At 59.4% G+C, this 23,666-nt stretch carries 28 protein-coding genes and 1 riboswitch; of the genes, 16 read left to right on the forward strand and 12 right to left on the reverse strand.

All coding sequences use genetic code 11. The annotated features are described in order from the left end of the window. The first annotated feature begins 5 nt into the window (after positions 1 to 5). Positions 6 to 53: riboswitch (SAM-SAH riboswitch) on the forward strand. Positions 54 to 60: 7 nt separating this feature from the next. Continuing rightward, positions 61 to 1,227 carry a methionine adenosyltransferase gene (gene metK / locus G560_RS0101385; protein WP_022702521.1) on the forward strand — a complete coding sequence of 389 codons (1,167 nt, stop codon included), beginning with the start codon at positions 61 to 63 and terminating at the stop codon, positions 1,225 to 1,227. Between the two features lie 80 nt (positions 1,228 to 1,307). On the opposite strand, the gene G560_RS0101390 is transcribed toward metK, so the two are convergent. The 5 genes from G560_RS0101390 to aroQ all read right to left on the reverse strand — a co-directional run bounded on the left by G560_RS0101390 (position 1,308) and on the right by aroQ (position 5,596). Continuing rightward, positions 1,308 to 2,393, reverse strand: a complete 1,086-nt coding sequence (locus G560_RS0101390) for a stealth family protein (RefSeq protein WP_155947076.1) — start codon at positions 2,391 to 2,393, stop codon at positions 1,308 to 1,310. Between the two features lie 60 nt (positions 2,394 to 2,453). After that, on the reverse strand, positions 2,454 to 3,203 hold the full coding sequence (locus G560_RS0101395; RefSeq protein ID WP_022702523.1) for a methyltransferase domain-containing protein: 750 nt from the start codon (positions 3,201 to 3,203) through the stop codon (positions 2,454 to 2,456). 162 nt (positions 3,204 to 3,365) lie between these two features. Further along, positions 3,366 to 4,130 carry an aldolase/citrate lyase family protein gene (locus G560_RS0101400; RefSeq protein ID WP_022702524.1) on the reverse strand — a complete coding sequence of 255 codons (765 nt, stop codon included), beginning with the start codon at positions 4,128 to 4,130 and terminating at the stop codon, positions 3,366 to 3,368. Between the two features lie 9 nt (positions 4,131 to 4,139). Next, positions 4,140 to 5,165: a Gfo/Idh/MocA family protein gene (locus G560_RS0101405; RefSeq protein ID WP_022702525.1), complete on the reverse strand. Its 1,026-nt coding sequence runs from the start codon at positions 5,163 to 5,165 to the stop codon at positions 4,140 to 4,142. Next, complete coding sequence (gene aroQ / locus G560_RS0101410) at positions 5,162 to 5,596, reverse strand: type II 3-dehydroquinate dehydratase (protein ID WP_022702526.1); 435 nt, start codon at positions 5,594 to 5,596, stop codon at positions 5,162 to 5,164. The genes G560_RS0101405 and aroQ overlap by 4 nt, the downstream gene beginning before the upstream one ends. Before the next feature lie 202 nt (positions 5,597 to 5,798). On the opposite strand from aroQ, the gene trmB reads away from it, so the two are divergent. After that, positions 5,799 to 6,503 carry a tRNA (guanine(46)-N(7))-methyltransferase TrmB gene (gene trmB / locus G560_RS0101415; protein ID WP_022702527.1) on the forward strand — a complete coding sequence of 235 codons (705 nt, stop codon included), beginning with the start codon at positions 5,799 to 5,801 and terminating at the stop codon, positions 6,501 to 6,503. 97 nt (positions 6,504 to 6,600) lie between these two features. On the opposite strand, the gene G560_RS0101420 is transcribed toward trmB, so the two are convergent. The 6 genes from G560_RS0101420 to G560_RS0101445 all read right to left on the reverse strand — a co-directional run bounded on the left by G560_RS0101420 (position 6,601) and on the right by G560_RS0101445 (position 10,596). Then, a complete protein-coding gene (locus tag G560_RS0101420; protein WP_022702528.1) occupies positions 6,601 to 7,242 on the reverse strand; it encodes a trimeric intracellular cation channel family protein in 642 nt (213 codons plus the stop codon). After that, positions 7,239 to 7,727: a ribonuclease HI gene (gene rnhA, locus G560_RS0101425; RefSeq protein WP_022702529.1), complete on the reverse strand. Its 489-nt coding sequence runs from the start codon at positions 7,725 to 7,727 to the stop codon at positions 7,239 to 7,241. Before rnhA ends, G560_RS0101420 begins: the two co-directional genes overlap by 4 nt. Before the next feature lie 187 nt (positions 7,728 to 7,914). Beyond that, on the reverse strand, positions 7,915 to 8,370 hold the full coding sequence (locus tag G560_RS0101430) for a DUF3429 domain-containing protein (RefSeq protein WP_022702530.1): 456 nt from the start codon (positions 8,368 to 8,370) through the stop codon (positions 7,915 to 7,917). Further along, a complete protein-coding gene (gene ispH, locus G560_RS0101435) occupies positions 8,370 to 9,320 on the reverse strand; it encodes a 4-hydroxy-3-methylbut-2-enyl diphosphate reductase (protein WP_028913601.1) in 951 nt (316 codons plus the stop codon). The genes G560_RS0101430 and ispH overlap by 1 nt, the downstream gene beginning before the upstream one ends. Positions 9,321 to 9,417: 97 nt before the next feature. Continuing rightward, complete coding sequence (locus G560_RS0101440) at positions 9,418 to 9,855, reverse strand: YqaA family protein (protein ID WP_022702532.1); 438 nt, start codon at positions 9,853 to 9,855, stop codon at positions 9,418 to 9,420. A 162-nt stretch (positions 9,856 to 10,017) separates the two neighbouring features. Then, positions 10,018 to 10,596, reverse strand: a complete 579-nt coding sequence (locus tag G560_RS0101445) for a LabA-like NYN domain-containing protein (RefSeq protein WP_022702533.1) — start codon at positions 10,594 to 10,596, stop codon at positions 10,018 to 10,020. A 152-nt stretch (positions 10,597 to 10,748) separates the two neighbouring features. On the opposite strand from G560_RS0101445, the gene folK reads away from it, so the two are divergent. The 14 genes from folK to G560_RS0101515 all read left to right on the forward strand — a co-directional run bounded on the left by folK (position 10,749) and on the right by G560_RS0101515 (position 21,947). After that, entirely contained in the window at positions 10,749 to 11,330 is a 582-nt protein-coding gene (gene folK / locus G560_RS0101450) for a 2-amino-4-hydroxy-6-hydroxymethyldihydropteridine diphosphokinase (protein ID WP_022702534.1), read from the forward strand. A gap of 153 nt (positions 11,331 to 11,483) precedes the next feature. Next, positions 11,484 to 11,837 carry a DNA-directed RNA polymerase subunit omega gene (gene rpoZ, locus G560_RS0101455; protein ID WP_022702535.1) on the forward strand — a complete coding sequence of 118 codons (354 nt, stop codon included), beginning with the start codon at positions 11,484 to 11,486 and terminating at the stop codon, positions 11,835 to 11,837. Between the two features lie 73 nt (positions 11,838 to 11,910). Continuing rightward, the gene (locus tag G560_RS0101460; protein ID WP_022702536.1) at positions 11,911 to 14,028 is read left to right on the forward strand and encodes a RelA/SpoT family protein; all 2,118 of its coding nucleotides are present in this window, start codon (positions 11,911 to 11,913) and stop codon (positions 14,026 to 14,028) included. 26 nt (positions 14,029 to 14,054) lie between these two features. Continuing rightward, complete coding sequence (locus G560_RS0101465) at positions 14,055 to 14,741, forward strand: DUF2062 domain-containing protein (protein WP_022702537.1); 687 nt, start codon at positions 14,055 to 14,057, stop codon at positions 14,739 to 14,741. Between the two features lie 64 nt (positions 14,742 to 14,805). Continuing rightward, positions 14,806 to 15,570: a pyridoxine 5'-phosphate synthase gene (locus G560_RS0101470; RefSeq protein ID WP_022702538.1), complete on the forward strand. Its 765-nt coding sequence runs from the start codon at positions 14,806 to 14,808 to the stop codon at positions 15,568 to 15,570. Then, positions 15,567 to 15,971 carry a holo-ACP synthase gene (gene acpS, locus G560_RS0101475; RefSeq protein ID WP_022702539.1) on the forward strand — a complete coding sequence of 135 codons (405 nt, stop codon included), beginning with the start codon at positions 15,567 to 15,569 and terminating at the stop codon, positions 15,969 to 15,971. Before G560_RS0101470 ends, acpS begins: the two co-directional genes overlap by 4 nt. A gap of 107 nt (positions 15,972 to 16,078) precedes the next feature. Then, positions 16,079 to 16,888: a signal peptidase I gene (gene lepB / locus G560_RS0101480; RefSeq protein ID WP_022702540.1), complete on the forward strand. Its 810-nt coding sequence runs from the start codon at positions 16,079 to 16,081 to the stop codon at positions 16,886 to 16,888. A 61-nt stretch (positions 16,889 to 16,949) separates the two neighbouring features. Further along, on the forward strand, positions 16,950 to 17,159 hold the full coding sequence (locus G560_RS0101485) for a hypothetical protein (RefSeq protein ID WP_155947078.1): 210 nt from the start codon (positions 16,950 to 16,952) through the stop codon (positions 17,157 to 17,159). Continuing rightward, entirely contained in the window at positions 17,156 to 17,845 is a 690-nt protein-coding gene (rnc, locus tag G560_RS0101490) for a ribonuclease III (RefSeq protein ID WP_022702542.1), read from the forward strand. The genes G560_RS0101485 and rnc overlap by 4 nt, the downstream gene beginning before the upstream one ends. Then, a complete protein-coding gene (gene era, locus G560_RS0101495) occupies positions 17,838 to 18,812 on the forward strand; it encodes a GTPase Era (protein ID WP_022702543.1) in 975 nt (324 codons plus the stop codon). Before rnc ends, era begins: the two co-directional genes overlap by 8 nt. Positions 18,813 to 18,883: 71 nt before the next feature. Continuing rightward, positions 18,884 to 19,219 carry a DUF1491 family protein gene (locus tag G560_RS0101500; protein WP_022702544.1) on the forward strand — a complete coding sequence of 112 codons (336 nt, stop codon included), beginning with the start codon at positions 18,884 to 18,886 and terminating at the stop codon, positions 19,217 to 19,219. A gap of 71 nt (positions 19,220 to 19,290) precedes the next feature. After that, on the forward strand, positions 19,291 to 20,016 hold the full coding sequence (recO, locus tag G560_RS0101505) for a DNA repair protein RecO (RefSeq protein WP_028913603.1): 726 nt from the start codon (positions 19,291 to 19,293) through the stop codon (positions 20,014 to 20,016). Next, positions 20,013 to 20,609 (forward strand): NAD(P)H-dependent oxidoreductase, encoded by a 597-nt coding sequence (locus G560_RS0101510; protein ID WP_022702546.1) that lies wholly within the window; start codon positions 20,013 to 20,015, stop codon positions 20,607 to 20,609. The genes recO and G560_RS0101510 overlap by 4 nt, the downstream gene beginning before the upstream one ends. A 108-nt stretch (positions 20,610 to 20,717) precedes the next feature. Then, complete coding sequence (locus G560_RS0101515; protein WP_022702547.1) at positions 20,718 to 21,947, forward strand: MFS transporter; 1,230 nt, start codon at positions 20,718 to 20,720, stop codon at positions 21,945 to 21,947. 4 nt (positions 21,948 to 21,951) lie between these two features. Here the strand turns inward: G560_RS0101515 and G560_RS0101520 are convergent, their stop codons facing one another. Continuing rightward, positions 21,952 to 23,622, reverse strand: a complete 1,671-nt coding sequence (locus G560_RS0101520) for an acyl-CoA dehydrogenase family protein (protein ID WP_028913604.1) — start codon at positions 23,620 to 23,622, stop codon at positions 21,952 to 21,954. Positions 23,623 to 23,666 lie beyond the last annotated feature (44 nt).

Below are 23,666 nucleotides of genomic sequence, written 5' to 3' on the forward strand. Positions count from 1 at the left end.
AAAATAGAACGTCACAACGGCTTCCTGGCGTGGCGTGAACAACAAACGGAGCACTTCCCCATGTCACGTAACAACTATGTATTCACCTCCGAGTCCGTCTCGGAAGGCCACCCAGATAAGGTCTGCGACCGTATTTCGGATGCGATCCTTGATGCCTTCATCGCGATTGAGCCCAACGCCCGCGTTGCGTGTGAAACCTTTGCCACCACCAAACGCGTTGTCGTCGGCGGCGAGGTGGGTCTGTCTGATCCGGTCAAGCTGAAAGAAATGATGGGCAATGTCGAAGGCATCGTGCGCGACTGCATCCGTGACATCGGCTATGAACAGAAAAAGTTTCATTGGGAAACCGTAAAGGTTCACAACTACCTGCACGAACAATCCGCCCATATCGCGCAGGGCGTGGATAAGGATGGCGCTGGCGACCAAGGCATCATGTTCGGCTATGCCTGCCGCGAAACCGATGCGCTGATGCCCGCGCCGATCCAGTACAGCCACGCTATTTTGAAGCGTCTGGCCGAGGTGCGCAAATCCGGTCAGGAAAGCACTCTGCGCCCCGATGCCAAAAGCCAGATTTCCTTGCGCTATGAAGATGGCAAGCCGGTGGAGGTGACCTCGATCGTGTTGTCGACCCAGCACGAGCATAAAAAACAAACCAGCCACGACATCCGCGCCATTGTCGAACCCTATATCCGCGAAGTGCTGCCAGCCAGCTGGATCACCCCCAAAACCGAATGGTGGGTCAACCCGACGGGTACGTTTGTGATCGGCGGGCCGGATGGTGACGCAGGCCTGACAGGCCGCAAGATCATCGTCGATACTTATGGTGGTGCAGCCCCCCACGGCGGCGGCGCGTTCTCGGGCAAAGATCCAACCAAGGTAGACCGTTCTGCCGCCTATGCCGCGCGGTATCTGGCGAAAAACGTCGTGGCCGCAGGGCTGGCAGATCGCTGCACCATTCAGGTGTCTTATGCGATTGGTGTGGCCAAGCCGATGTCGATTTACGTCGACACGCATGGCACCGGCAACGTACCAGACGCCGAGCTGGAAAAGGTGATTTGGGATGTGATGGACCTAACCCCCCGCGGCATCCGCACGCATCTGGGCCTGAACAAGCCGATCTATTCTCGCACCTCGGCCTATGGTCACTTTGGCCGCGCCCCCGAGGCGGATGGCGGCTTTAGTTGGGAAAAAACCGACCTGGTCGACGCGTTGAAAAAGCCGTTCTGATTGGGATGACAAGAATAGGAAAAGCTCCGTGAAAGCGAGGCTTTTTGCATTTCATACATTGGGTAGCCGCATGGGCACACTCAACGCGACACGTGTTCAGGCGCCAGCCCTGGAAAGCCGCCAATGACCCCTTGCAACCAAGTCCGCGCTTCGGGGATTACGGCTTCCAACTGGGGCAAATCGTTGACACACAAAAACTTTATGTGTGGCGCGCTGACCGCATCCAAAACCGACCACGTCTCTGTCGATGGTCGCCCAATACCGCAGCCGCTTTGGATATGGATATGGTCCTCTGCGGTGTGGAGCACAGCAGCATTCGCGGCGATACAGGCGTGATTGTGCAGTCCCTGCGGCAAGAACTGGTTCAAATCGCGAAACCGATATTTGATGTTGTCAACAAAGGCATCGGCGTGGCGCTCAAACAGGTCTGCCATAACCTTACGGCACAGCGGATGAACAACATGGGCAGACGAAAATAACCTATCCGCCTTGAAGCCCGCAATCGTCGCCGCGTTTATCTGCATGAAATGATTGAACTTTGACGGATCCTGCTGCATGTCAACATCGTGCAACATCTGGCTGTAATCAACCCAATCGCCGCGCAAAACAGGGCGCTGCCCGTCAAACACATCCCTTGGATGCAGCGGCGCTGTCAGAAATACATCATCGTTAAAATATAGAAAACGGTCGCTTAGTCCGTCAATCCGCCACAGCATGGTTTCAATGGCAAGCGAGTTGAAGGTCGGCAAAACCGCGCTGTATTCTGCAAAAATCTCCGCGTGAAACATAAACCGTATCTTGGCCCGCATCGCAGCAGACAGGGACGACAGGTTAGGCGTTTCATCGTCGACAACGATCCAGATATGTCGAGTCCAGGGTGCGAAATTTTCAATGGATTGAAGGCAATACAAAATTTCGTCGTTATTTGCCCAGCGATGTGGATTTATCGCATTTTCATGCAACGCGCGATCCGATTGGGCCATGTAAAGGGCCCGCTTTTGGCGGTGCGCATCCGTGTTGCCATTAACCCAGGTGATAACGGCGTCGATGGTGCAGGCGCTTGTATTTTGATCTTTGATCACGTTTTGGGTCCCGTATATCGTCACTACGGGACTTAGGTCTGCCAAGGCGGGTTGGTAGGGAATACTGCCAATTTTTGGCGGCATGCGTGTCGTTCGGCGTGCTGCAGCCGCAAATGCCGCGCCTGCCTCCAACCGCTGATCCCGTCAACTGGGGTCTGCGGTATCCCACTTATTCACATAATCGGTCTGATAGGCCCGTCCGCCCAATCCGCCCGTAGCTGGCTTGCGCACCACATAATGCATGATGATCGGCGCGTTTTGCGGCAAATCGCCAAGAATACGCGGCCGCTTGCCAGTGACATTCGGATCCGTAGTGCGGGCGATTTTTTCCACCGATGCAGGCAGGGTTGGTTGCAAAATCAACTCAAGAACCTCATAGCCCATCGCCTTTGCCCAAAACCCGTAAACCATTTCGGGGCTGATCTGGACAAAACCGTGATTGATCCAGTTATTGCAGGGTGAATGCCCGATCAACACACCGCCGGGCCGCAGCATTTTGTCGATGTTGCGAAAGGCGGTTGGCAGCTCGAACACATGCTCGCAGGTGCCACCATCATAGACCACATCGAACCGTTCGGTCAGCTTTTTACCAACCGGCTTCGACAGATCGTGGATAAGGCTGGCCTCTTCGAAGTCCGAAAAATCAAGCGAGTCGACCGACGTAAACCCCAAACGCGAAAAGAAGGTTTCGGCGTAGTCATCTTTGGGGTTGCACAGGTCTTCTTCCGCTACTCCGGGCAGGTATTTTTGGATCGCCTGCGCAAAAAGTTCTGCGGACCGGCCCTTTCGGCTCCCGATAAACCTTTGCCGTCCCAACATCAGAAATGCGCCGCCAAGCTGATGGTCCTTTACAGCCTGCAACAGCAAACTTGCCAATACGTCGGGAATAGCCATTCGTTTTTCCTCAATATGTTTGGGCAGGCCCGTTCGGTGCTTTGCCTAACTCAGTCGTTCCGTTCAATAGCCTGTACCAAATCCCACCAGCGCCGCGCCTGATTGTGCCTGTCTTGGCAGTCAGGATGCAAGGTTTAAACCTGCCACAGCGCGGGCGGTCCTTCACCCTTTCCAGTCTTTCACCAGCGCCTTGCACCCTGCCAGCAACACGCCAATATCCAGCCCAACGGCGGTAAACGTGGTTCCTGCCGCCACGGCCTCACGCAAAAACGCAGGGTCCGAACTCAAAATCCCCGCCGCCTTGCCCGTGGCCTTGATCCGCGCGATTGCATCCAAAATCGCGGCCTTTACGTCCGGGTGGTCCAACTGCCCCGGAAAGCCCATCGACGCCGCCAAATCGGCAGGGCCAATGAAAATACCGTCCACACCGTCCACCGCCGCAATCGCTTCGATCTGGTCCAAGGATGCTTTGGTTTCCACCTGCACCAGCAAGCAAATCTCATCATTCGCGCTCGCGGTATAGTTCGGTATGGCCCCAAACCGACTGGCCCGCGACAGGCCCGATACACCGCGCATCCCATGCGGCGGGTACAACACGGCAGCCACCGCCGCCCGCGCCTCATCGGCGGTCTGAACATAAGGCACCAAAATCGTCTGCGCGCCCACATCCATGATCCGCTTGATTTCCACCGCGTCGTTCCATCCCGGCCGCACGCCCGCATGGGTGGGGTAAGGGGCCATCGCTTGCAACATCGCCTGCACTTGGGCAGGGTCGTTCGGCGTATGTTCGGTATCGACCATCACCCAGTCAAACCCGCAGGTCGCGACCGCCTCGGCAGATGCCGCATTGGCTATGGACACCCATAGCCCGATCTGCTGCTTGCCCGCCTTTAGTGCGGCTTTAAACTCATTCTTTGGCAAATCCATATCGTCCCCCTAACCCAATTCCACCCGAACGCCTTGCGCCGATGACGCTAAAATCGCTTCAATCACCGCCAGCGTCCGCATCCCTTCGCGCGCGGGAACCAACGGCGGCTCTTCGCCTCGGATCACCCGCGCAAACTGTTCTATCTGCAACACCAACGGATCGCCATGCCCACGGGAATGCGTGGTGGCCGCAATCGGCGCCCACCAACTGTGCGCGCCCTCATGCTGCCAAATCCGCAAGCGCGGTAATTCCAGCGCGCCGTCCCGTCCGCCAATCATGTAGCAGGCCTGATCGGTCGGCGGATAGGCAGGGTTCTCGCCACTCGTCAGTTCCCAAGACCAAGGCGCGGGGATCGTGTCGGAGATATTCACCGTCCCCAACGCACCATTCGCAAATTCCAGCGTGGCGACACAGGTATCTTCAACCGCATGGCCACGGTGTGATGCGATCCGTGCCTGCACGGCCACCACATCCCCCACCAAATGGCGCAGCAAGTCGACATCATGGATCAGGTTCACAAACACCGGCCCCGCCCCCGCTTCGCGCCGCCATGCCACGTCGAAATACTCATCCGGTTTGCACAGCCAAAACTGCGCCTGAACGGATATCACAGGCCCGATCCGCCCCGCATCAATCATCGCTTTGGCCGCCGCAATCAGCGGGTTATGCCGCCGGTGATGCCCCACCAGAACGGCCACGCCCGCCGCCTCGGCCGCTTCAACCAAGATGCGGGCCTCGGCCACATCGGTCGCAATCGGCTTTTCGACCAAAACAGGCAAACCCCGCGCCACACAGTCTAAACCACCCGCAACGTGCAACCTGTTCGGGGTGGCCAAAATAACGCCATCCGCCAGCCCTTCTGGCACGTCCTCCAAACCAGCAAACCACGGCACACCCTGCGCCACAGCCACACCCCGCGCGCCTGCATCAGGATCAACCACACAGGCCAAATCGGCCCCCGATGCCGCCCCAATCGTCGCAATATGGCGCAAGCCAATCAGCCCCGCACCCACAACGGCGATCCGCACCGTCATGCCAGCAAGGTCGCCAACCGCCGCACGGCCGCTTGATAGCCTTCGGTCCCCAGCCCCGCAATCACCCCCTCGGCCCGCAACGACACATAGGAATGGTGCCGAAACGCCTCACGCTTATGGACATTGGAAATATGCACCTCAATCACCGGCCCTTCAAACGCATTCAGCGCATCCAGAATGGCGACTGATGTATGGGTAAACGCACCAGGATTGATCACAATCCCCGCCGCCTTGTTCCGCGCCGCATGGATTTTGTCGATAATAGCACCCTCGTGGTTGGATTGGAACGCCTCCAACCCCAACCCCAACCCTTTCGCCAAAGCCGCACAATCACGCTCGACATCGGCCAAGGTCTCATGCCCGTAAATCTCGGGCTGGCGCTTGCCCAACAGGTTCAGGTTCGGGCCGTTCAACAAATAGATCGTCTTCATAAGGGGCACACTCCGGCAAGGTCTGAGGCAATTCTTGCGCTAACTTTCACCCCGCACAGTTAAAATAGCAACGCCCCCCAACTCATCTGTTCATAAATATCCGCGCCGCAGGCTCCGCCCTGTCCGCGCAACCACTGCCGCACAGCTTGACGCGCGCGCCCCCGCAGGCTACGCCCGCCCCGCGCAAGCCAAGGGGGCCGCCATGACCGATGACATCAATTCCACACCCGAACGCCGCAATTTTTACGGCCGCCATCACGGCAAAACCTTGCGCCCCAGCCAAAAGGCATATCTGGCCGAAGATCTGGAACCCTTGCGCCCCGCAAACACCAGCCAGACCGACAATCCGCAGCGCGCAGTCATCGACCCGGCGACACTGTTCAACGACACCCGCCCTCTCTGGCTGGAAATCGGCTTTGGCGGCGGCGAACATCTGGTGCATATGGCGGCCCTGAACCCTCAGGTCGGTATCATCGGCTGCGAACCCTTTGTGAACGGCGTGGCGATGCTTTTGGGTAAAATCCGCGCGGCCAATGTGAACAACCTGCGTGTCCACCCCGAAGATGTGCGCGATCTGTTCGACATCCTGCCCGATGCCTGCATCGCCAAAACCTTCCTGAACTATCCCGATCCGTGGCCAAAGGCCCGCCACCATCGCCGGCGCTTTGTCACGCCAAACCATCTGCTGCCACTGGCGCGGGTGATGATCCCCGGGGCGGAATTCCGTGTGGCCACCGATATCGACGATTACGTCCGTCAAACGCTGGAAGAGGTCCCTCCCGCAGGCTTTACCCTGATCAACCAATCGGCAACCCCGTGGGATGATTGGATTTCAACACGGTATGAGCAAAAAGCCATCCGCGAAGGCCGCCCGCAGCATTACCTGACCTTCCAGCGCAACGGATAAAGGGGGCCTCCCGCCATTCGTTGCTTTTTGCCTTTGGCAAAAAGCGCCTCAATGTTGGGCCGCGCCCCTTCGGCGCGCGGCGACCGCTCAGGTCCTGTCAGCTTTGCTTTGGGCTTTCTGGGCGAGGCGGTTTGGTCCGGTACACAGGCAAGCCCCAGCCAAAGGCAATGCTCCCCGCCCGCAAAACGAAGGTCACACCGGCGCAGGCCAGCAGCGCATAGCCGCTGGAATAGCCCAATAACACCGCCAAAACTGCCGCCCCAGCCCCCGCAAAGGCGGCCGTGGCGTAAATCTCGCCCTGTTTTAACACCAACGGCACTTCGTTGCAGACAACATCGCGCATCAACCCGCCAAAGCAACCCGTTGCCACGCCCATCACCATCACGATAGCCCAGTGGTGGCCCAACCCCATCGCCACGCCCACACCCGCAGGCACGGCAATGGCCAAGGCGAACGCATCCAACCACACAATCGCGCGGTACCGGCTTTCCAGCAAATGCGCGCCGAAGAACACCAGTACCGCTGCCGCAACGGCTGCCAATAAAATCGAAGGATCCGCAATCCAAAACACCACATCACGGTTCAACAGCACATCGCGGATCGTCCCGCCCCCCACTGCCGTAAGGCAAGCGATAAAGATGAACCCGACAAGGTCCAGCTGGCTGCGCGATGCCACCAGCGCGCCCGTCAAGGCAAACACCGCGACCGATGCAAAATCCAAACCCAGCAACAACGTCACTTTGGCGCCCCCGCCTTGGAACCCATAACCTTGGCAGGCTTGAACGGCGCCATCCCCGCCCGCGCCAACTCATCCGCCCGCTCGTTTTCGGCATGGCCCGCATGGCCCTTGATCCAGCGCCATTCCACCGTGTGACGCAAACGCGCCTCATCCAGCCGTTGCCATAAATCCACATTCTTCACCGGCGACCCACCCGCCGTGCGCCAGTTCTTGCGCTTCCAACCGGCCAACCATTCGGTAATCCCGTTTTTCACATAGGCACTATCGGTCACCACAATCACGGCCGAAGGCCGCACAAGCGCCTCGAGCGCCGAAATCGCGGCCATCAATTCCATCCGGTTGTTGGTGGTGTCCGCCTCGCCGCCTTGCAAACAGCGCTCTTTGACCACCACATCGCCGTCGCGCGCCAGCATCAAGACACCCCAACCACCAGGGCCAGGGTTGCCCGAACAGGCACCATCCGTATACGCATAAAGGTCGGGCATTGCGGTCTCCTCGTTTTGCGCAGGTCTAAGCAGACGGGCGTCAAAGGTCCAGAGACTGCGCTGATTTCATCCACGGCCAACTGCCTAGGCGGCGCAACCTTGCCAGCCGACATGGGGGTGATGATCGCCCCCGCCTTGGGCATCCTCCGTCACCGCACAAAACCGCGCTGTTGCAGGGTGTCGCAGATCAGGCAAGATCAAACGCCGTGACACACAAACAAGCCAATACCACAGATGTCAGCAGCACACGCAATTGCATCCACCAACGCGGGGCAAGCCGCCATTGCCAGAACAGAAAATCAAGACATAACAGCCCCGCAAATCCGATCATCAAGTTGATCGCGGCAAGTTCCGGCCCGCCCCCAACGGTGAAAAAAGCCCACAGCGCCGGGAGTACCGACACAGCATAGGCCAGACCTGCGCGGTCGCCTGCCCGTGTTGCAAACCCCCACAAAACCCCAGACATGAACGATAAAATCACCGTGCCATAGGCAAGCCCCGCATAGGCACCCACAAAGTGCGGACCCAGCAGGGCCAACCCCCAGTCAAAAAGCGGCGCCGAGAGTTGCGTCGCAACGCTCCAAAGAAAAGGCAGCAACCCGGCCAGTCCCAACCAAAGCGCTGCGCGCGGGACGGGCTGCATCACACGCTTTCGCGCAGAACGCGCGGCACTTTAAACTCGACCGTTTCCTGCGCGGTTTCCACCAATTCGACTGTGGTGTCATAGCGGGCGCGAAACGCATCAATCACCTCATTGACCAACACCTCGGGCGCACTTGCCCCAGCGGTAATGCCAACCGCGCCAATCCCCTCCAACGCCCGCCAGTCAATATCAACCGCGCGCTGCACCAGTTGCGCATAGGCGCACCCCGCCGCGCGACCAACCTCGACCAAGCGCTTGGAGTTGCTGGAATTGGGCGCACCAATCACCAACAACGCGTCAATCTTGGGCGCAATCGCCTTAACGGCAGCTTGCCGGTTGGTGGTGGCATAGCAAATGTCTTCCTTATGCGGCCCCACAATCGCCGGAAACCGCGCCTGCAAGGCGGCCACGATCCCTGCCGTATCATCGACCGACAAAGTGGTCTGGGTGATATAGGCAAGCTTGGATGGATCGCGCACCACCAACCCCGCCACATCGGCCTCGGTTTCCACCAAAACCACCTCACCCTCGGGCAATTGCCCCATGGTGCCCACGGTTTCGGGGTGGCCCTCATGGCCAATCATGACCATTTGCAACCCGTCCGCCGAATGGCGCGCCGCCTCATTATGAACCTTGGTAACCAACGGACAGGTCGCATCAACGGCAATCATCGCGCGTGCCTGCGCCGCCGCAGGCACTGATTTCGGCACGCCATGCGCCGAGAATATGACGGGCCGATCATCGGGGCACTCGTCCAGTTCCTCGACAAACACCGCCCCTTTGGCGCGCAAATCGTCGACGACAAACTTGTTATGAACAATCTCGTGGCGCACATAAACCGGCGCCCCCCATTTTTGCAGCGCCAATTCAACAATCTTGATCGCGCGGTCCACGCCCGCACAAAACCCGCGCGGGGCGGCGAGATACAGCGTTAGGGGCGGCAAAGTCATCAGGTCGTCTCCGGTTGCGATCGCCTTACAGGTAAGGCCCAAGCCACCACAGGTCCAGCCCAGACCGCATTCTTTTCACCCGAAATGTCGGCCCCTGCTAGCCGATCAGCCCCGCCGTGATCAACGCCAGCCCGATATAGCGCGTGGTCTTGGCAATGCCGACCAGCACAATAAACAACCAAACAGGCGTGCGCATCACCCCCGCCATCACGGTCATCACATCCCCTGCAGGTAACCAACTGACCAGCAGCACCCAAACGCCCCACCGCTGAAACCAGGCTTCGGCGCGGGCCATCTGCGCAGGCGTGGCCGGAAACCAGCGTTTGCCTTCAAACCGCGTGATGCCAAAGCCGATGTAATAATTGACCAACGCCCCCAAGGTATTGCCGATGCTCGCGACCACAATCAACCAAACCACGGGAACACGCCCGGCGACTTGCAGGGCCGCAAAGATGATCTCTGATTGAAACGGCACAATGGTGGCCGCCACAAACGCTGCCACAAACAACCCAAAAAGTGACGAGAGTATTACCATGCCCTGCTATTGCCGCAGATCACTCCGCCTTGCAAAGACAATCCGCAGCGCCCCAAAGTGCAATCCCACCAACGCATAAACAAAAGGGGCGCAACCCTGCGCCCCTTTTTCCGTTTCTTGCCGCAAACCACCTCGTCCCCACAAGGCAGCCGCAGCCAGTGCTTATTTTACCGCAACAGGTTCCATCACGTCTTCACCATCCAACCGTGGTTCACGGGGTGGGCGGCCGATCACATCGCGCAGCTCGTCCAACTCGATGAAATTGTCGGCCTGACGGCGCAATTCATCGGCAATCATCGGCGGCTGGCTGCGGATGGTCGACACCACCGAAACGCGCACGCCCTGGCGTTGCAGGCTTTCGATCAGCGGGCGGAAATCACCATCGCCTGAAAAGATAACGGCATGGTCGATCCGCGGCGCAAGTTCCATCGCATCCACGGCCAGCTCGATATCCATATTGCCCTTCACCTTACGGCGACCTTGGCTGTCGGTGTATTCTTTGGCCGGCTTGGTTACCATCGAAAAACCGTTGTAATTCAGCCAATCCACCAGCGGGCGAATGGGCGAATACTCGTCGTTTTCCAGCAAGGCGGTGTAGTAGAACGCGCGCAGCAACTTGCCCCGACGCATGAATTCATGGCGCAGCAGTTTATAGTCGATATCGAACCCCAGCGCCTTTGCGGCTGCATAAAGGTTAGACCCGTCGATAAACAACGCCAGCCTTTCGTCCTTGTAAAACATTATTTTTCCCCTCAAATAATCTCGCACATGTCAATTTCGCGGGTCGTGCCTGATCGAAAAATGAATTGATACGAATATTCAGTCTTTATCGGTTTATTGGTCGTTATATCAAGCTTTGAATGTAAACCTGTAACGGGGAAAAACGAGGAAAAATGCGCATTCTTGTCGCCCTTGGCGCAAACCTGCCCAATGATGGGGTGTCCCCGGTGCGAACCCCCGCCGATACTGTGGCGGCGGCGCTGTCTGATATTGCCGCATCCGGTTTCACATTGCGGGCGCAAAGCCAGCTTTTCGCCACACCCTGCTTTCCGGCAGGCGCTGGACCGGATTACGTGAATGCGGCCGCCGTCTTTGATGCCCCCGATGCCCTTTCGCCCGATCAGGTTTTGGCATGTCTACATCGGGTCGAGGCGGCGCATGCCCGTGCCCGCAGCTCTCGTTGGGCGGGCCGCACGCTTGATCTTGATCTGTTGGCCATTGGCGACTTGGTGTTGCCCAACCTTGATGTCCATGCTCATTGGCAAACCCTTGTCCCCGCCGATCAGGCCCGCCTGACCCCCGATCAGTTGATCTTGCCTCACCCCCGCTTGGCCGATCGGGCCTTCGTTTTGGTCCCCTTGGCCGAGGTGGCGGCGGATTGGTGCCACCCGACGCTTGAGAAAACCACCGTCCAGTTGCGGGATGCCTTACCATCCGCCGATCTGGCATCCGTCAGGCCAATCGGGCAAGGCTAGGCTATCCCGATTCGCCTTGCGCCGCCAAATCCGCGCCCATTCACGGCAAATTGTCGCGTTTCAAGGCAAAACGAACGGCATAAGGCGCTTGTCAAGGGTTTTGCCAACCCTTACACAGGCCACTCCTAAACTCATTACTGAAAGGGTGTCTTTATGGCCCGCGTCACGGTTGAAGATTGCGTTGATAAAGTCCCGAACCGGTTTGAACTGGTCATGCTTGCGGCGCACCGCGCCCGCGAAATTCAGGCAGGCTCGCCGATCACGGTTGACCGCGATAACGACAAAAACCCTGTCGTATCTTTGCGCGAAATTGCAGATGAAACGCAGCTGGCCGACAGCCTGCGCGAACGGATGATCGAAAGCCATCAAACCCAGATCGAGGTGGATGAGCCGGAAGAAGACCAGATGTCGCTGCTCATGGGTGGCGAAATGGACCGTCCGGCACAGGATGACATGTCCGAAGAGCGTCTGCTCCGGGCTTTGATGGAAGCCCAAGGCTCCAACTAAGGCACGACACTTCGGGGCGCCGCTATGGGCGCCCTGACCCTAGGCAAACCGCCCAAAACAGGATGTGGCGAGGATGATCGACGTCGAAGACCTTGTCGCCCTCGTTCACAACTATAACCCCCGCACAAATGCCGATCTGATCCGCCGCGCCTATGCATATGGTATGCGGGTGCATGACGGTCAGGTGCGCCATTCGGGTGAACCCTATTTCACCCATCCCGTCGCCGTCGCCGCGATTCTGACCGAACAACGGCTGGATGATGCCACCATCATCACCGCCCTTCTGCACGACACCATCGAAGACACCAAAGCCACCTATACCGAAGTTGCGGAAAAGTTTGGCGATGAGGTCGCCGAGCTGGTCGATGGCGTAACCAAACTTACCAATCTGCAGCTGTCTTCGACTCAATCCAAACAGGCCGAAAACTTTCGCAAACTGTTCATGGCGATGTCCAAGGATTTACGGGTAATCTTGGTCAAACTCGCCGACCGTTTGCACAACATGCGCACCATCAAATCCATGCGCCCTGACAAGCAGGTCCAAAAGGCGCGCGAAACGATGGAAATCTTTGCCCCTCTTGCAGGCCGGATGGGCATGCAATGGATGCGCGAGGAACTGGAAGATCTGGCCTTTCGCGTCATCAACCCCGATGCGCGCAATTCCATCATTCGTCGCTTTATCACGCTTCAGCGTGAGGCGGGCGATGTGGTCTATAAAATCACCGCCGATATCCGCACCGAACTGGACCGCGCCGATATTGATGCCGATGTGTTTGGCCGCGCCAAAAAACCTTATTCCGTCTGGCGCAAGATGCAGGAAAAGGATCTGTCCTTTTCCCGCCTCTCCGATATCTACGGGTTCCGTATTATCACGCGGTCCGAGGCCGATTGCTACCGTGTCCTTGGCGTTATTCACCAACGCTGGCGCGCCGTTCCGGGTCGGTTCAAGGATTACATCAGCCAGCCGAAAAACAACGGCTACCGGTCCATCCATACCACCGTATCGGGGCGCGATGGCAAACGGGTCGAGGTGCAAATCCGCACCCGCCAAATGCACGAAGTGGCCGAGGCAGGCGTGGCCGCCCATTGGTCCTATCGCGAAGGTGTGCGCGCCAATAACCCCTTTGCCGTTGATCCGGTTAAATGGGTCGCCAAGCTGACTGAAAATATGAACGAGGATGATCACGATGATTTCCTCGAAAACGTAAAACTGGAAATGTACACCGACCAGGTGTTCTGCTTTACTCCCAAAGGCGATGTCATCCAGCTGCCACGCGGCGCCACCCCTTTGGATTACGCTTATTCCATCCACACCCGCATCGGCAATTCCACCGTCTCGGCCAAAATTGATGGCATCCGTGTGCCGCTCTGGACCCGTCTTAAAAACGGCCAGTCTGTTGAAATCATCACCGCCGAAGGTCAGCGCCCGCAAGCGTCGTGGATTGAAATCGTCACCACAGGCCGCGCCAAAGCTGCGATCCGCCGGTCCCTGCGCGAAGAGGATAAGGGCCGTTTCATCAAACTTGGCCGCGAACTGACCCGCGCCGCCTTTGACCACGTGGGCCGCAGAGCCACCGACAAGGCGCTGCGCACCGCTGCCCGCATGCTGGCGCTGCCCGATGAAAACGAACTGCTGGCCCGTATCGGCTCGGCCGAACTGACCGCCCGCAAAGTGCTTGAAACCCTCTACCCCGAACTGACCCAAGCGCCGGGCGATACTGTCGATTCCTCGCGCCCCGTCATTGGCCTCAGCGATGATCAAACCTTCCGCCGTGCCGCCTGTTGCCAGCCTGTGCCCGGCGAACGCATTGTCGGCATCGCCTACCGTGGCCAAGGCGTTGTGGTTCACGCCATCGACTGCGCAGCGCTGGAAGAGCTTGAGGATCAGCCCGAACGCTGGGTCGATCTGAACTGGCAATCGGGTCGCCACGCGCCCGTAAACACCGTTAGCCTTGATTTGACCATTTCCAACGATGCGGGCGTTCTGGGCCGCATGTGCACCCTGATCGGCCAGCAAAAGGCAAACATCTCGGACCTGCAATTTGTTGACCGCAAACCAGATTTTTACCGTTTGCTGATTGACGTTGACCTGCGGGACGTAGAGCATCTTCACATGATCATGACCGCACTCGAAGCCGAAACCGATGTGGCCGAGGTGGGCCGCCATCGCGACCCTCGGCGCAAGCCCTGATGCTATGAATAGGAAGACCTCAGGGTATGGTGTTTAAGCGGCGCGACAAACGGTCTTGGGGGCGGGTCATGGCCGAAGGGTTCTGGCCGCGCGGCGGTTGGACACGTGCAGCCCATTACATGAAACACCGCCTTCGCCGTTTGCCCGACGCACCCCACCGCATCGCGCGCGGTGTGCTGGCGGGAGTGTTTATCTCTTTCACCCCGCTGTTCGGGTTCCACTTTGCCGGTGCCGCGCTTCTGGCGTGGATCATACGCGGCAATATCATCGCCTCGCTCATGGCCACCTTCGTCGGCAACCCCATTACCTTCCCGTTCATCGCGGGCTTCGGCGTGGAACTGGGCAATTACCTGCTTGGCCACCCCGGCGTGATGTCGCCCTTGGAAATCTTTACCGATTTCGGGCAGGCAAGCGTTGAATTTTGGCACAACATCACCTCGCTGTTCAATGACGCCCCCGCGCATTGGGACCGGCTTCATCGCTTTTTCTTTCGCGTCTATCTGCCATATCTGCTGGGCGGCACCGTTCTGGGCATTTTCAGCGGCATTGCAGGCTATTACATCAGCCTGCCCTTGATCCTTGCCTATCAAAACCGCCGCAAGAAAAAGCTGCGCGAACGCTTGGCCAAACGCCTCGCCGCGCGTGAGGCCGAGGCAGAAAACCGCGCCGACCCGCTCGTCTCAGGGGATGACGTGGGGCCATCAAACGTCTAAACTTTGGCATAACGCCCTGCGGCAAGGCGGGGCACTTCGCAGATGAGACAAAAAGGAAAGTAAGATGAACACTTTTGGCAAGCTGCGGCTGGGCATCAACATCGACCACGTGGCAACCATCCGCAATGCTCGGGGCGGTGCGCTGCCCGATCCTTTGCGCGCGGCCCTGTTGGCCGAGGTGTCTGGCGCTGATGGCATCACCGCCCACTTGCGCGAAGATCGCCGCCATATCCGTGACGGCGATATCGAGGCGCTGATGGCGGGCATCTCGATCCCGCTGAATTTCGAATGCGCCGCCACGCCGGAAATGCAGGCCATCGCCTTGCGCCTCAAACCCCATGCCGTCTGCCTTGTCCCCGAAAAGCGCGAAGAACGCACAACCGAAGGCGGGCTTGACGTGGCAGGCGACGAACAGCGTCTTGCCGCCTTTATCGCCCCCTTGCGCGATGCTGGCTGCCGCGTGTCCTTGTTCATTGGCCATGAAGCCGCGCAAATTCATGCCTCGGCCAGAATTGGTGCTGCGGTGGTCGAACTGCATACAGGCCGCTACTGTGACCTCATGGCCGAAGGCCTGCACGACGAAGCCGCCCAAGAACGCGAAGCCCTGCGCAAAGGCGCCATGCTTGCCCATAGTCTGGGCCTAGAGGTGCATATGGGCCACGGGCTCGATTATGAAACCGCCAGTCATGTCGCCCTTTTCCCCGAAGTGGTCGAACTGAACATCGGCCATTTCCTTATCGGCGAAGCCGTGTTTCGCGGCCTTGGCCCCGCGATTGAGGAAATGCGCCGCCGTATCGACGGCGCGCGTGCGGGCGTCCCACAGGCATGATCCTTGGTATCGGCACCGATCTGGCCAATATCGAACGGATAGAGGCCACGCTGGCCCGCTTTGGCGACCGCTTTCGCAACCGTGTGTTCACCGACAGCGAACAGGCCCTTGCCGAACGCCGCGCCCATGCCCCTGCCACCTATGCCAAACGTTGGGCCGCCAAAGAGGCCTGTTCCAAGGCGCTTGGCACAGGTTTGCGCATGGGCATCGCATGGAAAGATATGGCCGTGTCAAACCTGCGTACGGGCCAACCGCAAATGCACCTGACAGGCTGGGCCGCCGAACGCCTGAAGGCCATGACCCCCGCAGGGCACGAGGCGGTTGTGCATGTGACCCTGACCGATGATCACCCTTGGGCGCAGGCCTTTGTGGTGATCGAGGCACGGCCCCTTAGCCCCTAATCCACAGCCGCAAATCTCTCACAAAACCCGCCCAAAACCCTAGGACGCTTGACTCCCCTCGCCCCCGCGCGCATGTAGCGCCGCAAAGCAGCAAAAGGCAAAAGATCATGGCCAGCAAGGCAAACCCCGAAGGCGGCATCGTCGAGACAATCAAGACCATCGTCTACGCGCTCCTGATCGCAGGCATTTTCCGCACTTTGTTCTTTCAACCCTTCTGGATCCCGTCAGGGTCGATGAAAGATACGCTGCTGATTGGCGACTTTGTTTTCGTGAACAAAATGGCCTACGGCTATTCGCAATATTCCTGCCCCTTGGGTCTGTGCCCCTTTACCGGCCGTTTGCTGTTTTCCGAACCGGAACGCGGCGATGTGGCGGTTTTTCGCCACCCCGTTGCAGGCTCTGATTACATCAAGCGTCTGATCGGTTTGCCGGGCGATACGGTGCAACTGCGTGAAGGTCAGATCATCCTGAACGGCACCCCTGTGCCCCAACAGCCAGACGGTCAGTTTTCCGAGGTGAAGGATTATCAAGGCCCCGCTGGCAATCTGCCGCGCTGTGAAAACTCTTCGGGTGTTCTGGGCATCGGCAGCGAATGCCTGAAATCGCGCTATATCGAAACATTGCCCAGTGCCAGCTATCCAAACGGGCGCACGCATTCGATCCTGAACATTGATGTCAACGGCGGTCTTGATAACACCGATGTCTTTACCGTGCCTGCCGGACATTATTTCTTTATGGGCGACAACCGTGACAACTCCCAAGATAGCCGCGTTGGGCGGGCCGTGGGCGGTGTCGGCTTTGTGCCGGCCGAGAACCTGATTGGCCGTGCGGACCGAGTGATGTTCTCGTCTGCGGGCAAGTCGTTGTTCTATGTCTGGACATGGCGGTCGGACCGTTTCTTCAAAGCGGTGCAATGATCCCGATGATGCTGGCCGCCGCATGACGCAAACCCAAAGCCTTTTCAGATCGTTTTTTGATATGAACGGCACAGCCTCGCGCAAGCGGGGCTGGTTGGTTTTTGGCATTTGCACTATGGCGACACTGGCACTCTTCGCGCGTGCTGTCAGCCGCCCCGACCTTGCGCGCTGGGCCTTTCCGTTGCTTGGCGTTCTGACCGCTGTCGCAGGCAAGTCGATGCTGGTTGTCACCACATGGCACGCTGGCCGCTATTGGGGGGCTGTGGAATGAAACTCGCCGCTGATCTGCGCGCCTTTGAATCCCGCTTGGGCCACAGCTTTAAATCCCCCGAGATTTTGGTTGAGGCCGTGACCCACGCCTCGCTGTCCTCGCCCACCCGCCCCGACAACCAGCGGCTGGAGTTTCTGGGCGACCGCGTGTTGGGCCTTGTCATGGCCGAGGCGCTGCTGACCGCCGACACAGGTGCCGCCGAAGGCCAGCTTGCGCCACGGTTCAACGCGATGGTGCGCAAGGAAACCTGCGCCGATGTCGCCCGCGAAATCGGCCTTGGCGATGTGCTGAAACTGGGCCGGTCGGAAATGATGTCAGGCGGGCGGCGCAAAGAGGCGCTGCTGGGCGACGCGCTTGAGGCGATCATCGCCGCCGTCTATGTCGACGCGGGTTTTGATGCCGCCCGCAGCCTGATAACGCGTTTGTGGGCGGACCGCATCGCCAGCGTCAAACAAGACGCCCGCGACCCCAAAACCGCGCTGCAAGAATGGGCGCAAGCCCGTGGCATGACCCCGCCGCGCTATACCGAACAAGCCCGCTCCGGCCCCGATCACCAACCCGTCTTTACGGTGATGGTGCAGCTGGACAATACTGAATCCGAAACGGCATCCGCCGGAACGAAACGCGCCGCCGAACAGGCCGCAGCCCGCGCCCTTTTGGCCCGGATGGAGCAAACAAATGACTGACGACACCAAACCAATCGGCCCCGGAACCAGCGCAGAAACCGGCCCCGTCGGCGGCGATGGCAACACCCGTGCGGGCTTTGTTGCCCTGATCGGCGAACCCAACGCTGGCAAATCGACGCTGCTGAACCGCATGGTCGGGTCCAAAGTGTCTATCGTGACGCATAAGGTGCAAACCACCCGCGCCCGTATTCGCGGCATCGCCATGCAAGGATCGGCGCAGATCGTGTTTGTCGATACCCCCGGCCTGTTCCGCCCTCGCCGCCGGCTTGACCGCGCGATGATCGCCGCTGCGTGGGGCGGGGCCGCCGACGCCGATCTGATCGTCCTGCTGATCGAGGCGCATCGCGGGTTGACCGAAGGCACCGCCGCCATCATCGACACCATGCGCGACCGCATCCCGCAGGGCCAAAAGGTGGCGCTGGCCATTAACAAAATCGACCGCGTCAAGGCCGAGGTGCTGTTGGCCCTTGCCCAAAAGATGAACGACGCTTTCCCCTTTGCCGAAACCTTTATGATCTCGGCCGAAAAGGGATACGGCGTTGATAAACTGCGCGAATGGCTGGCGGGTGAATTGCCAACCGGCCCGTGGTTCTATCCCGAAGACCAGATCGCCGATCTGCCCATGCGCATGATCGCGGCCGAGATTACCCGCGAAAAGCTGACCCTGCGCTTGCACGAAGAACTGCCCTATCAGCTGACCGTGGAAACCGAGAAATGGGAAGACCGCAAAGACGGCTCTACCCGCATCGACCAAATCATCTATGTCGCCCGTGATGGCCACAAAGGCATCGTTTTGGGCAACAAGGGCGAAACGGTCAAATCCGTGGGCCAAGCCGCGCGTGTGGATATGATGGAATTTCTGGGCCGCCCCGTGCATCTGTTCCTTCAGGTCAAGGTGCGGCCAAACTGGTTGGAAGAACCCGAACGCTATTCCGAAATGGGCCTTGAATTCAAAGACGGGAACTGACGCTTTGCCACCTGCAGCCCGTGTTTGCGGCGCCGGTTGATGGATATTTGTGAACAGAAAAAGGGCAAGGCATGGCCACGCGTCTGACAGCGGATTTTTGGGTAAGGGCCTATTTGAAGCGGTTGGAACTGGCGGGCATTCCGGCCTTTATCACGGCACATGGCGATGCAACGGCGGGGGCGGTTTTGGTAAAACAAGCGCCCCTTGATGGCACCGCCCGCGCCTTTCAGCGCAGTTTTGACCTGATGTCGGGCAACCGCGCTTGGGTTGTTTTGATCGCGGGGGCCGAGGCGGATGTGGATGCCGCCATCGCCCGCCAGCGCCAGTTTGACAGTGATCTTTGGGTGGTAGAGGTTGAAGACCGCGCGGGGCGCCATTTGCTCGAGGAAGAGGGGCTGGCAGACTAGGCTTGCGCTGCGCCAACACTGCATCCAAACATGGACATGCAAGCGTTGCCGCACCAAGAATTGGACAGGCTTTGATGGATTGGCAAGATGAAGGGGTGCTGATTGCCATGCGCGCGCACGGCGAATCTTCGGCCATCATAGAGGTGTTTACCGCCACCCATGGCCGCCATGCAGGGGTTGTGCGGGGTGGCGCGTCACGCAAACAGGCCGCGACCATGCAGCCTGGGACCCAGCTTGCGGTGGCGTGGCGCGCTCGGTTAGAGGACCAGCTTGGCAACTATACCGTGGAACCCTTGCAAAGCCGCGCGGGCCTTATGGGCGACCGTTTGGCGCTGGCGGGGTTGACGGCGATTTGCGCCATGCTGCGCGCAGCCTTGCCCGAGCGTGAGGCGCATCCAACCCTGTGGCGCGCCACCATGCACTTGCTGGCCGCATTGGAACATGACCCCGACTGGCCCGCGCTGTATCTGCGCTGGGAGTTGACGTTGCTGGAGGAATTGGGCTTTGGCCTTGACCTCACCCGCTGTGCCGCCACGGGCAGCCGCGACGATCTGGCCTTTGTCAGCCCCAAAACCGGCCGCGCTGTCAGCCGCAAGGGCGCAGGCGATTGGGCCGACCGTTTGTTTCCTTTGCCGCAATGCCTGATGGGGCAGGGGCCTGCAAGTGCTTTGGAAATCACCCAAGGTCTTGCGATCACGGGCCATTTTCTGGCGCGCGAATTGACCGAAGGGTTGATGGGTCGCCCCTTGCCCGAGGCCAGAACACGTTTGATCACCCTGTTAGGGAAAGCAAAATGAAAGCGCTTGTTGTCATCGGCCACCCCGCGCCGAACAGTTTTAACCATGCACTTGCCGCACGGATTGTCACGGCTTGGGAACAGCTTGGCGCGAAGGTCGTGGTGCGGGATCTGGCTGTTGAAACTTTCGACCCGCGCCTGACCCCCGAGGAGGCGCGGGGCGCGCCGACCACAGACCCGCTGGTGCGCCGCCACATCGCCGATCTGGCATCCGCCGATCTGTTGGCCGTGGTGCATCCTGTCATGTGGGGCATGCCGCCTGCCATTTTGAAAGGCTGGATCGACCGTGTGTTCGCGCTGAACGTGGCTTACGGGTTCCCACAAGGCACTGCGGAAGGGACCGACCCGATTGGCCTGTTGCCCCTGCGCGCGGCCTTGATTTTGAACACGTCAAACACATCGCCGGAAACCGAGGCGGCGCGGTTTGGCGACCCGCTGGACCGCATCTGGCGTGATTGCATTTTGGGCTATTGCAGCACAGCCCAAGTCACCCGCCGCACCTTTGCCCCTTTGGTTCCCAGCACGGACGCGGCCCGCGCGGCTTGGCTTGATCAGGCGGCGATTTTGGCGCAGGCCACGATTTCCAAAGCCTAACCATTCACGCCAAGCGATGTCGTATTTTGCCGCCCGTGTCGCACAGCGTCGCGACACCGCGCTTTGATCAGGCGCAAAAAGGGGGAAAGGCGAAGGAAAGCGCGGCCTATGGCGAACAAATATGTTCCGGTTTTGCTGCGGCACAGCCCTGTTCCCAAAGTCCGCGATTTCGCCTTGCTGGCGGGGCTTGACGCCTGTGTGCGGGGCATGTTGATTTCGGTAATGCCGCTGACCGTGTATGATGCGCTGGGCAATGCCGAAACGGTCAGCGAGGTGTATTTCATCGCGGGGCTTGCCTCTTTGTGTTTGGGGCTGATGGTGCCTTGGGCCACCCGCTATATTCCGCGCCGCTGGATGTATACGATTGGCGCGTTGATGTATGTGCTGGGGGCGGCGCTGGCGATGTATGGAACGGCTGTAACGGTTCCACTGGCGCTGATGGTCAACGCAGGCGCCACGGCCACCACATTCGTCTGCTTTAACGCCTATGTGCTGGATTATATCGACCGCTCCAACCTTGGCAAAGCCCAGTCGATGAACATGGTCTTTGCTGCAGCCCCTTGGGCGATTGGCCCGCTGCTGGGCGTGTGGCTGCGCGAGGTTTGGGCGCCGCTGCCATTTCTGTTGGCGGGTGTGTTGGGCCTGCTTTTGCTGAGCACTTTTTGGATATTGCGTCTTGGCAATGGCAAACAGATAAGCCGCGCGCGCCGCCCTGCCGCCAACCCCTTGGCCTTTTTGGGCCGGTTTTTCAAACAACCAAGGCTTATTGCCGGCTGGCTTTTCGCGGTGATCCGGTCTTGTGGCTGGTGGGTCTATGTCGTTTATTTGCCCATCTTTTGTATTGAAAACGGCTTGGGTGACAAGGTGGGCGGAGTGGCGCTGTCGCTATCGAACGCTTTACTGTTTCTTACGCCCTTGATGCTGCGCATCGCCACGCGGCTGACGGTAAGGCGCGCGGTCCGGGGGGCGTTCGCCCTGTGCGCACTGGCCTTCATCGCCTCGGCTTTCGTCTCACCACTGCCGTGGGCGGCAGTCGGGTTTATGATGGCGGGCGCTGTCATGCTGGTCGTGCTGGATGTGGTCGGCGGCCTGCCATTTCTCATGGCCGTCAAACCCTCGGAACGGACCGAGATGGCGGCCATATACTCCAGCTTTCGAGATGTGTCGGGCATATTGACACCTGGCACAGCATGGCTTGTGCTGCTGGTGGCCCCGCTTCCAGCCGTCTTTGCTGTGGCGGGCGCCGCCATGGTCGGCTGCATGGCCGTCGCGGGCAAACTCCACCCCCGCCTCGGCAGCCCGCGCCCGTCGCATGGGCGCTGGCTTCCGGGCGAATGACCCTTTAATCCAGCAGCCGCCGCGCAATCACCTGCGCCTGAATTTCGGCCGCCCCTTCAAAGATGTTCAAAATCCGCGCATCGCACAGAATGCGGGAAATCTGATACTCCAGCGCAAACCCGTTGCCGCCATGGATCTGCAACGCATTATCCGCCGCAGCCCAAGCCACCCGCGCGCCCAGCAGTTTCGCCATCCCCGCCTCAAGGTCGCAACGCTTGTCATGATCCTTTTGCCATGCGGAAAAATACGTCAACTGCCGCGCGATCATCACCTCAACCGCCATTATCGCCAACTTGCCGGAAACCCGTGGAAACGCGATCAGCGCCTTGCCAAACTGCTTGCGGTCAATGGCGTATTGCATCCCGACCTCAAGCGCGTTCTGCGCCACACCAATAGCCCGCGCCGCCGTCTGGATGCGTGCACTCTCAAACGTCTGCATCAACTGCTTGAACCCTTGGCCCGGCACGCCTCCCAAAAGGTTCTCACCCTTCACCGCAAACCCGTCAAACGCCAGCTCGTATTCCTTCATCCCGCGGTAGCCCAAAACCTCAATCTCGCCCCCCGTCATCCCCGGCGTGGGGAACGGCTCGGCATCGGTGCCGGGCAATTTCTCGGCCAAAAACATCGACAACCCGCGATAATCGGTCGTGTCAGGGTCGGTCCGCGCCAACAAGGTCATCACTTGGGTCCGCGCGGCGTGGGTGATCCAAGTCTTGTTCCCCGTCACCACCCAATCGTCGCCATCCTTCACCGCCCGCGTGCGCAACGCGCCCAAATCCGACCCCGTATTCGGCTCGGTAAACACCGCAGTCGGCAAAATCTCACCGCTTGCCAATTTGGGCAACCACTGCGATTTCTGCTCATCCGTGCCACCGCACAAAATCAACTCGGCCGCAATTTCCGTGCGCGTGGCCAGCGACCCCACACCAATATACCCGCGTGACAGCTCCTCAGACACCACCACCATCGACGCCTTGGACAACCCAAACCCGCCCAAGTTTTCGGGGATCGTCAGGCCAAAGACACCCATTTCCGCCAGCTTGTCGATAATCTCCATCGGGATCAGCTCGTCGCGCAAATGCCAGCCATGCGCGTGCGGCGTCACCTCTTCATCGGCAAAGCGGCGGAACTGGTCACGGATCATCTCCAGCTCTTCGTCCAATCCGCTGGCGCCAAAGGTCGCGCGCCCATGGTTGTCCTGCATCAAATCCACCAGCGCCGTGCGCGCCGCTTGCGAATTGCCAAACGCAATCAATTGCGCTGCGGCCGCACTCGGCACCCAAGCCAATCCCAAATCCGAAATCCGCGCAATTTCGCCCTGCGACATCGGAATCCCACCCGAAATCTGCGCCAAATATTCGCCAAACCCGATTTGCAGCAGCAACCGTTCCATGTCGCCAAAGGCGCCAACCTCGGCCAGCCGCCCAGCCCAGGCCCGCATCTGCACAAGGCTTTCGGTATAGGTCGCAAGCCAGCTGAGCGTATGCGCAGCCACCTGATTGGCCTCCAGCGCGGCAGATGACACCCTGCCACCCACCGTCACCATGCCCCGCAACGCCTCGCGCCCGTCTTCAAAAAGCGCAGTCACTTCTGGTAGCGCGGCTTCGGTCAGCCCCAACAAATCAGTTAAAATTGGGCTACCTGTGTCGGCTACGGGGTTTCCATCATGGGCCATCATCTGCTCCGTCTCTCAGGGAATGCTGCAACTGCGAAAGGTCT

Origin of the sequence: Pseudorhodobacter ferrugineus DSM 5888, from assembly GCF_000420745.1 — a bacterium.
Taxonomy (GTDB): domain Bacteria; phylum Pseudomonadota; class Alphaproteobacteria; order Rhodobacterales; family Rhodobacteraceae; genus Pseudorhodobacter; species Pseudorhodobacter ferrugineus.

Bases quoted from the DNA above. Each gene is read 5' to 3' on its own strand.
- G560_RS0101485 (WP_155947078.1), top strand. From the start codon at position 16,950: ATGAACGGCACAGCCTCGCGCAAGCGGGGCTGGTTGGTTTTTGGCATT.
- G560_RS0101500 (WP_022702544.1), top strand. From the start codon at position 18,884: ATGGCCACGCGTCTGACAGCGGATTTTTGGGTAAGGGCCTATTTGAAG.
- ispH (WP_028913601.1), bottom strand. From the start codon at position 9,320: ATGACTTTGCCGCCCCTAACGCTGTATCTCGCCGCCCCGCGCGGGTTT.
- metK (WP_022702521.1), top strand. From the start codon at position 61: ATGTCACGTAACAACTATGTATTCACCTCCGAGTCCGTCTCGGAAGGC.
- aroQ (WP_022702526.1), bottom strand. From the start codon at position 5,596: ATGAAGACGATCTATTTGTTGAACGGCCCGAACCTGAACCTGTTGGGC.
- era (WP_022702543.1), top strand. From the start codon at position 17,838: ATGACTGACGACACCAAACCAATCGGCCCCGGAACCAGCGCAGAAACC.
- G560_RS0101430 (WP_022702530.1), bottom strand. From the start codon at position 8,370: ATGCAGCCCGTCCCGCGCGCAGCGCTTTGGTTGGGACTGGCCGGGTTG.
- G560_RS0101510 (WP_022702546.1), top strand. From the start codon at position 20,013: ATGAAAGCGCTTGTTGTCATCGGCCACCCCGCGCCGAACAGTTTTAAC.
- G560_RS0101470 (WP_022702538.1), top strand. From the start codon at position 14,806: ATGAACACTTTTGGCAAGCTGCGGCTGGGCATCAACATCGACCACGTG.
- trmB (WP_022702527.1), top strand. From the start codon at position 5,799: ATGACCGATGACATCAATTCCACACCCGAACGCCGCAATTTTTACGGC.
- G560_RS0101390 (WP_155947076.1), bottom strand. From the start codon at position 2,393: ATGCCGCCAAAAATTGGCAGTATTCCCTACCAACCCGCCTTGGCAGAC.
- acpS (WP_022702539.1), top strand. From the start codon at position 15,567: ATGATCCTTGGTATCGGCACCGATCTGGCCAATATCGAACGGATAGAG.
- rnc (WP_022702542.1), top strand. From the start codon at position 17,156: ATGAAACTCGCCGCTGATCTGCGCGCCTTTGAATCCCGCTTGGGCCAC.
- lepB (WP_022702540.1), top strand. From the start codon at position 16,079: ATGGCCAGCAAGGCAAACCCCGAAGGCGGCATCGTCGAGACAATCAAG.
- G560_RS0101400 (WP_022702524.1), bottom strand. From the start codon at position 4,130: ATGGATTTGCCAAAGAATGAGTTTAAAGCCGCACTAAAGGCGGGCAAG.
- G560_RS0101445 (WP_022702533.1), bottom strand. From the start codon at position 10,596: ATGTTTTACAAGGACGAAAGGCTGGCGTTGTTTATCGACGGGTCTAAC.
- G560_RS0101465 (WP_022702537.1), top strand. From the start codon at position 14,055: ATGGTGTTTAAGCGGCGCGACAAACGGTCTTGGGGGCGGGTCATGGCC.
- G560_RS0101405 (WP_022702525.1), bottom strand. From the start codon at position 5,165: ATGACGGTGCGGATCGCCGTTGTGGGTGCGGGGCTGATTGGCTTGCGC.
- rpoZ (WP_022702535.1), top strand. From the start codon at position 11,484: ATGGCCCGCGTCACGGTTGAAGATTGCGTTGATAAAGTCCCGAACCGG.
- G560_RS0101395 (WP_022702523.1), bottom strand. From the start codon at position 3,203: ATGGCTATTCCCGACGTATTGGCAAGTTTGCTGTTGCAGGCTGTAAAG.
- folK (WP_022702534.1), top strand. From the start codon at position 10,749: ATGCGCATTCTTGTCGCCCTTGGCGCAAACCTGCCCAATGATGGGGTG.
- rnhA (WP_022702529.1), bottom strand. From the start codon at position 7,727: ATGCCCGACCTTTATGCGTATACGGATGGTGCCTGTTCGGGCAACCCT.
- G560_RS0101460 (WP_022702536.1), top strand. From the start codon at position 11,911: ATGATCGACGTCGAAGACCTTGTCGCCCTCGTTCACAACTATAACCCC.
- G560_RS0101440 (WP_022702532.1), bottom strand. From the start codon at position 9,855: ATGGTAATACTCTCGTCACTTTTTGGGTTGTTTGTGGCAGCGTTTGTG.
- G560_RS0101515 (WP_022702547.1), top strand. From the start codon at position 20,718: ATGGCGAACAAATATGTTCCGGTTTTGCTGCGGCACAGCCCTGTTCCC.
- G560_RS0101520 (WP_028913604.1), bottom strand. From the start codon at position 23,622: ATGGCCCATGATGGAAACCCCGTAGCCGACACAGGTAGCCCAATTTTA.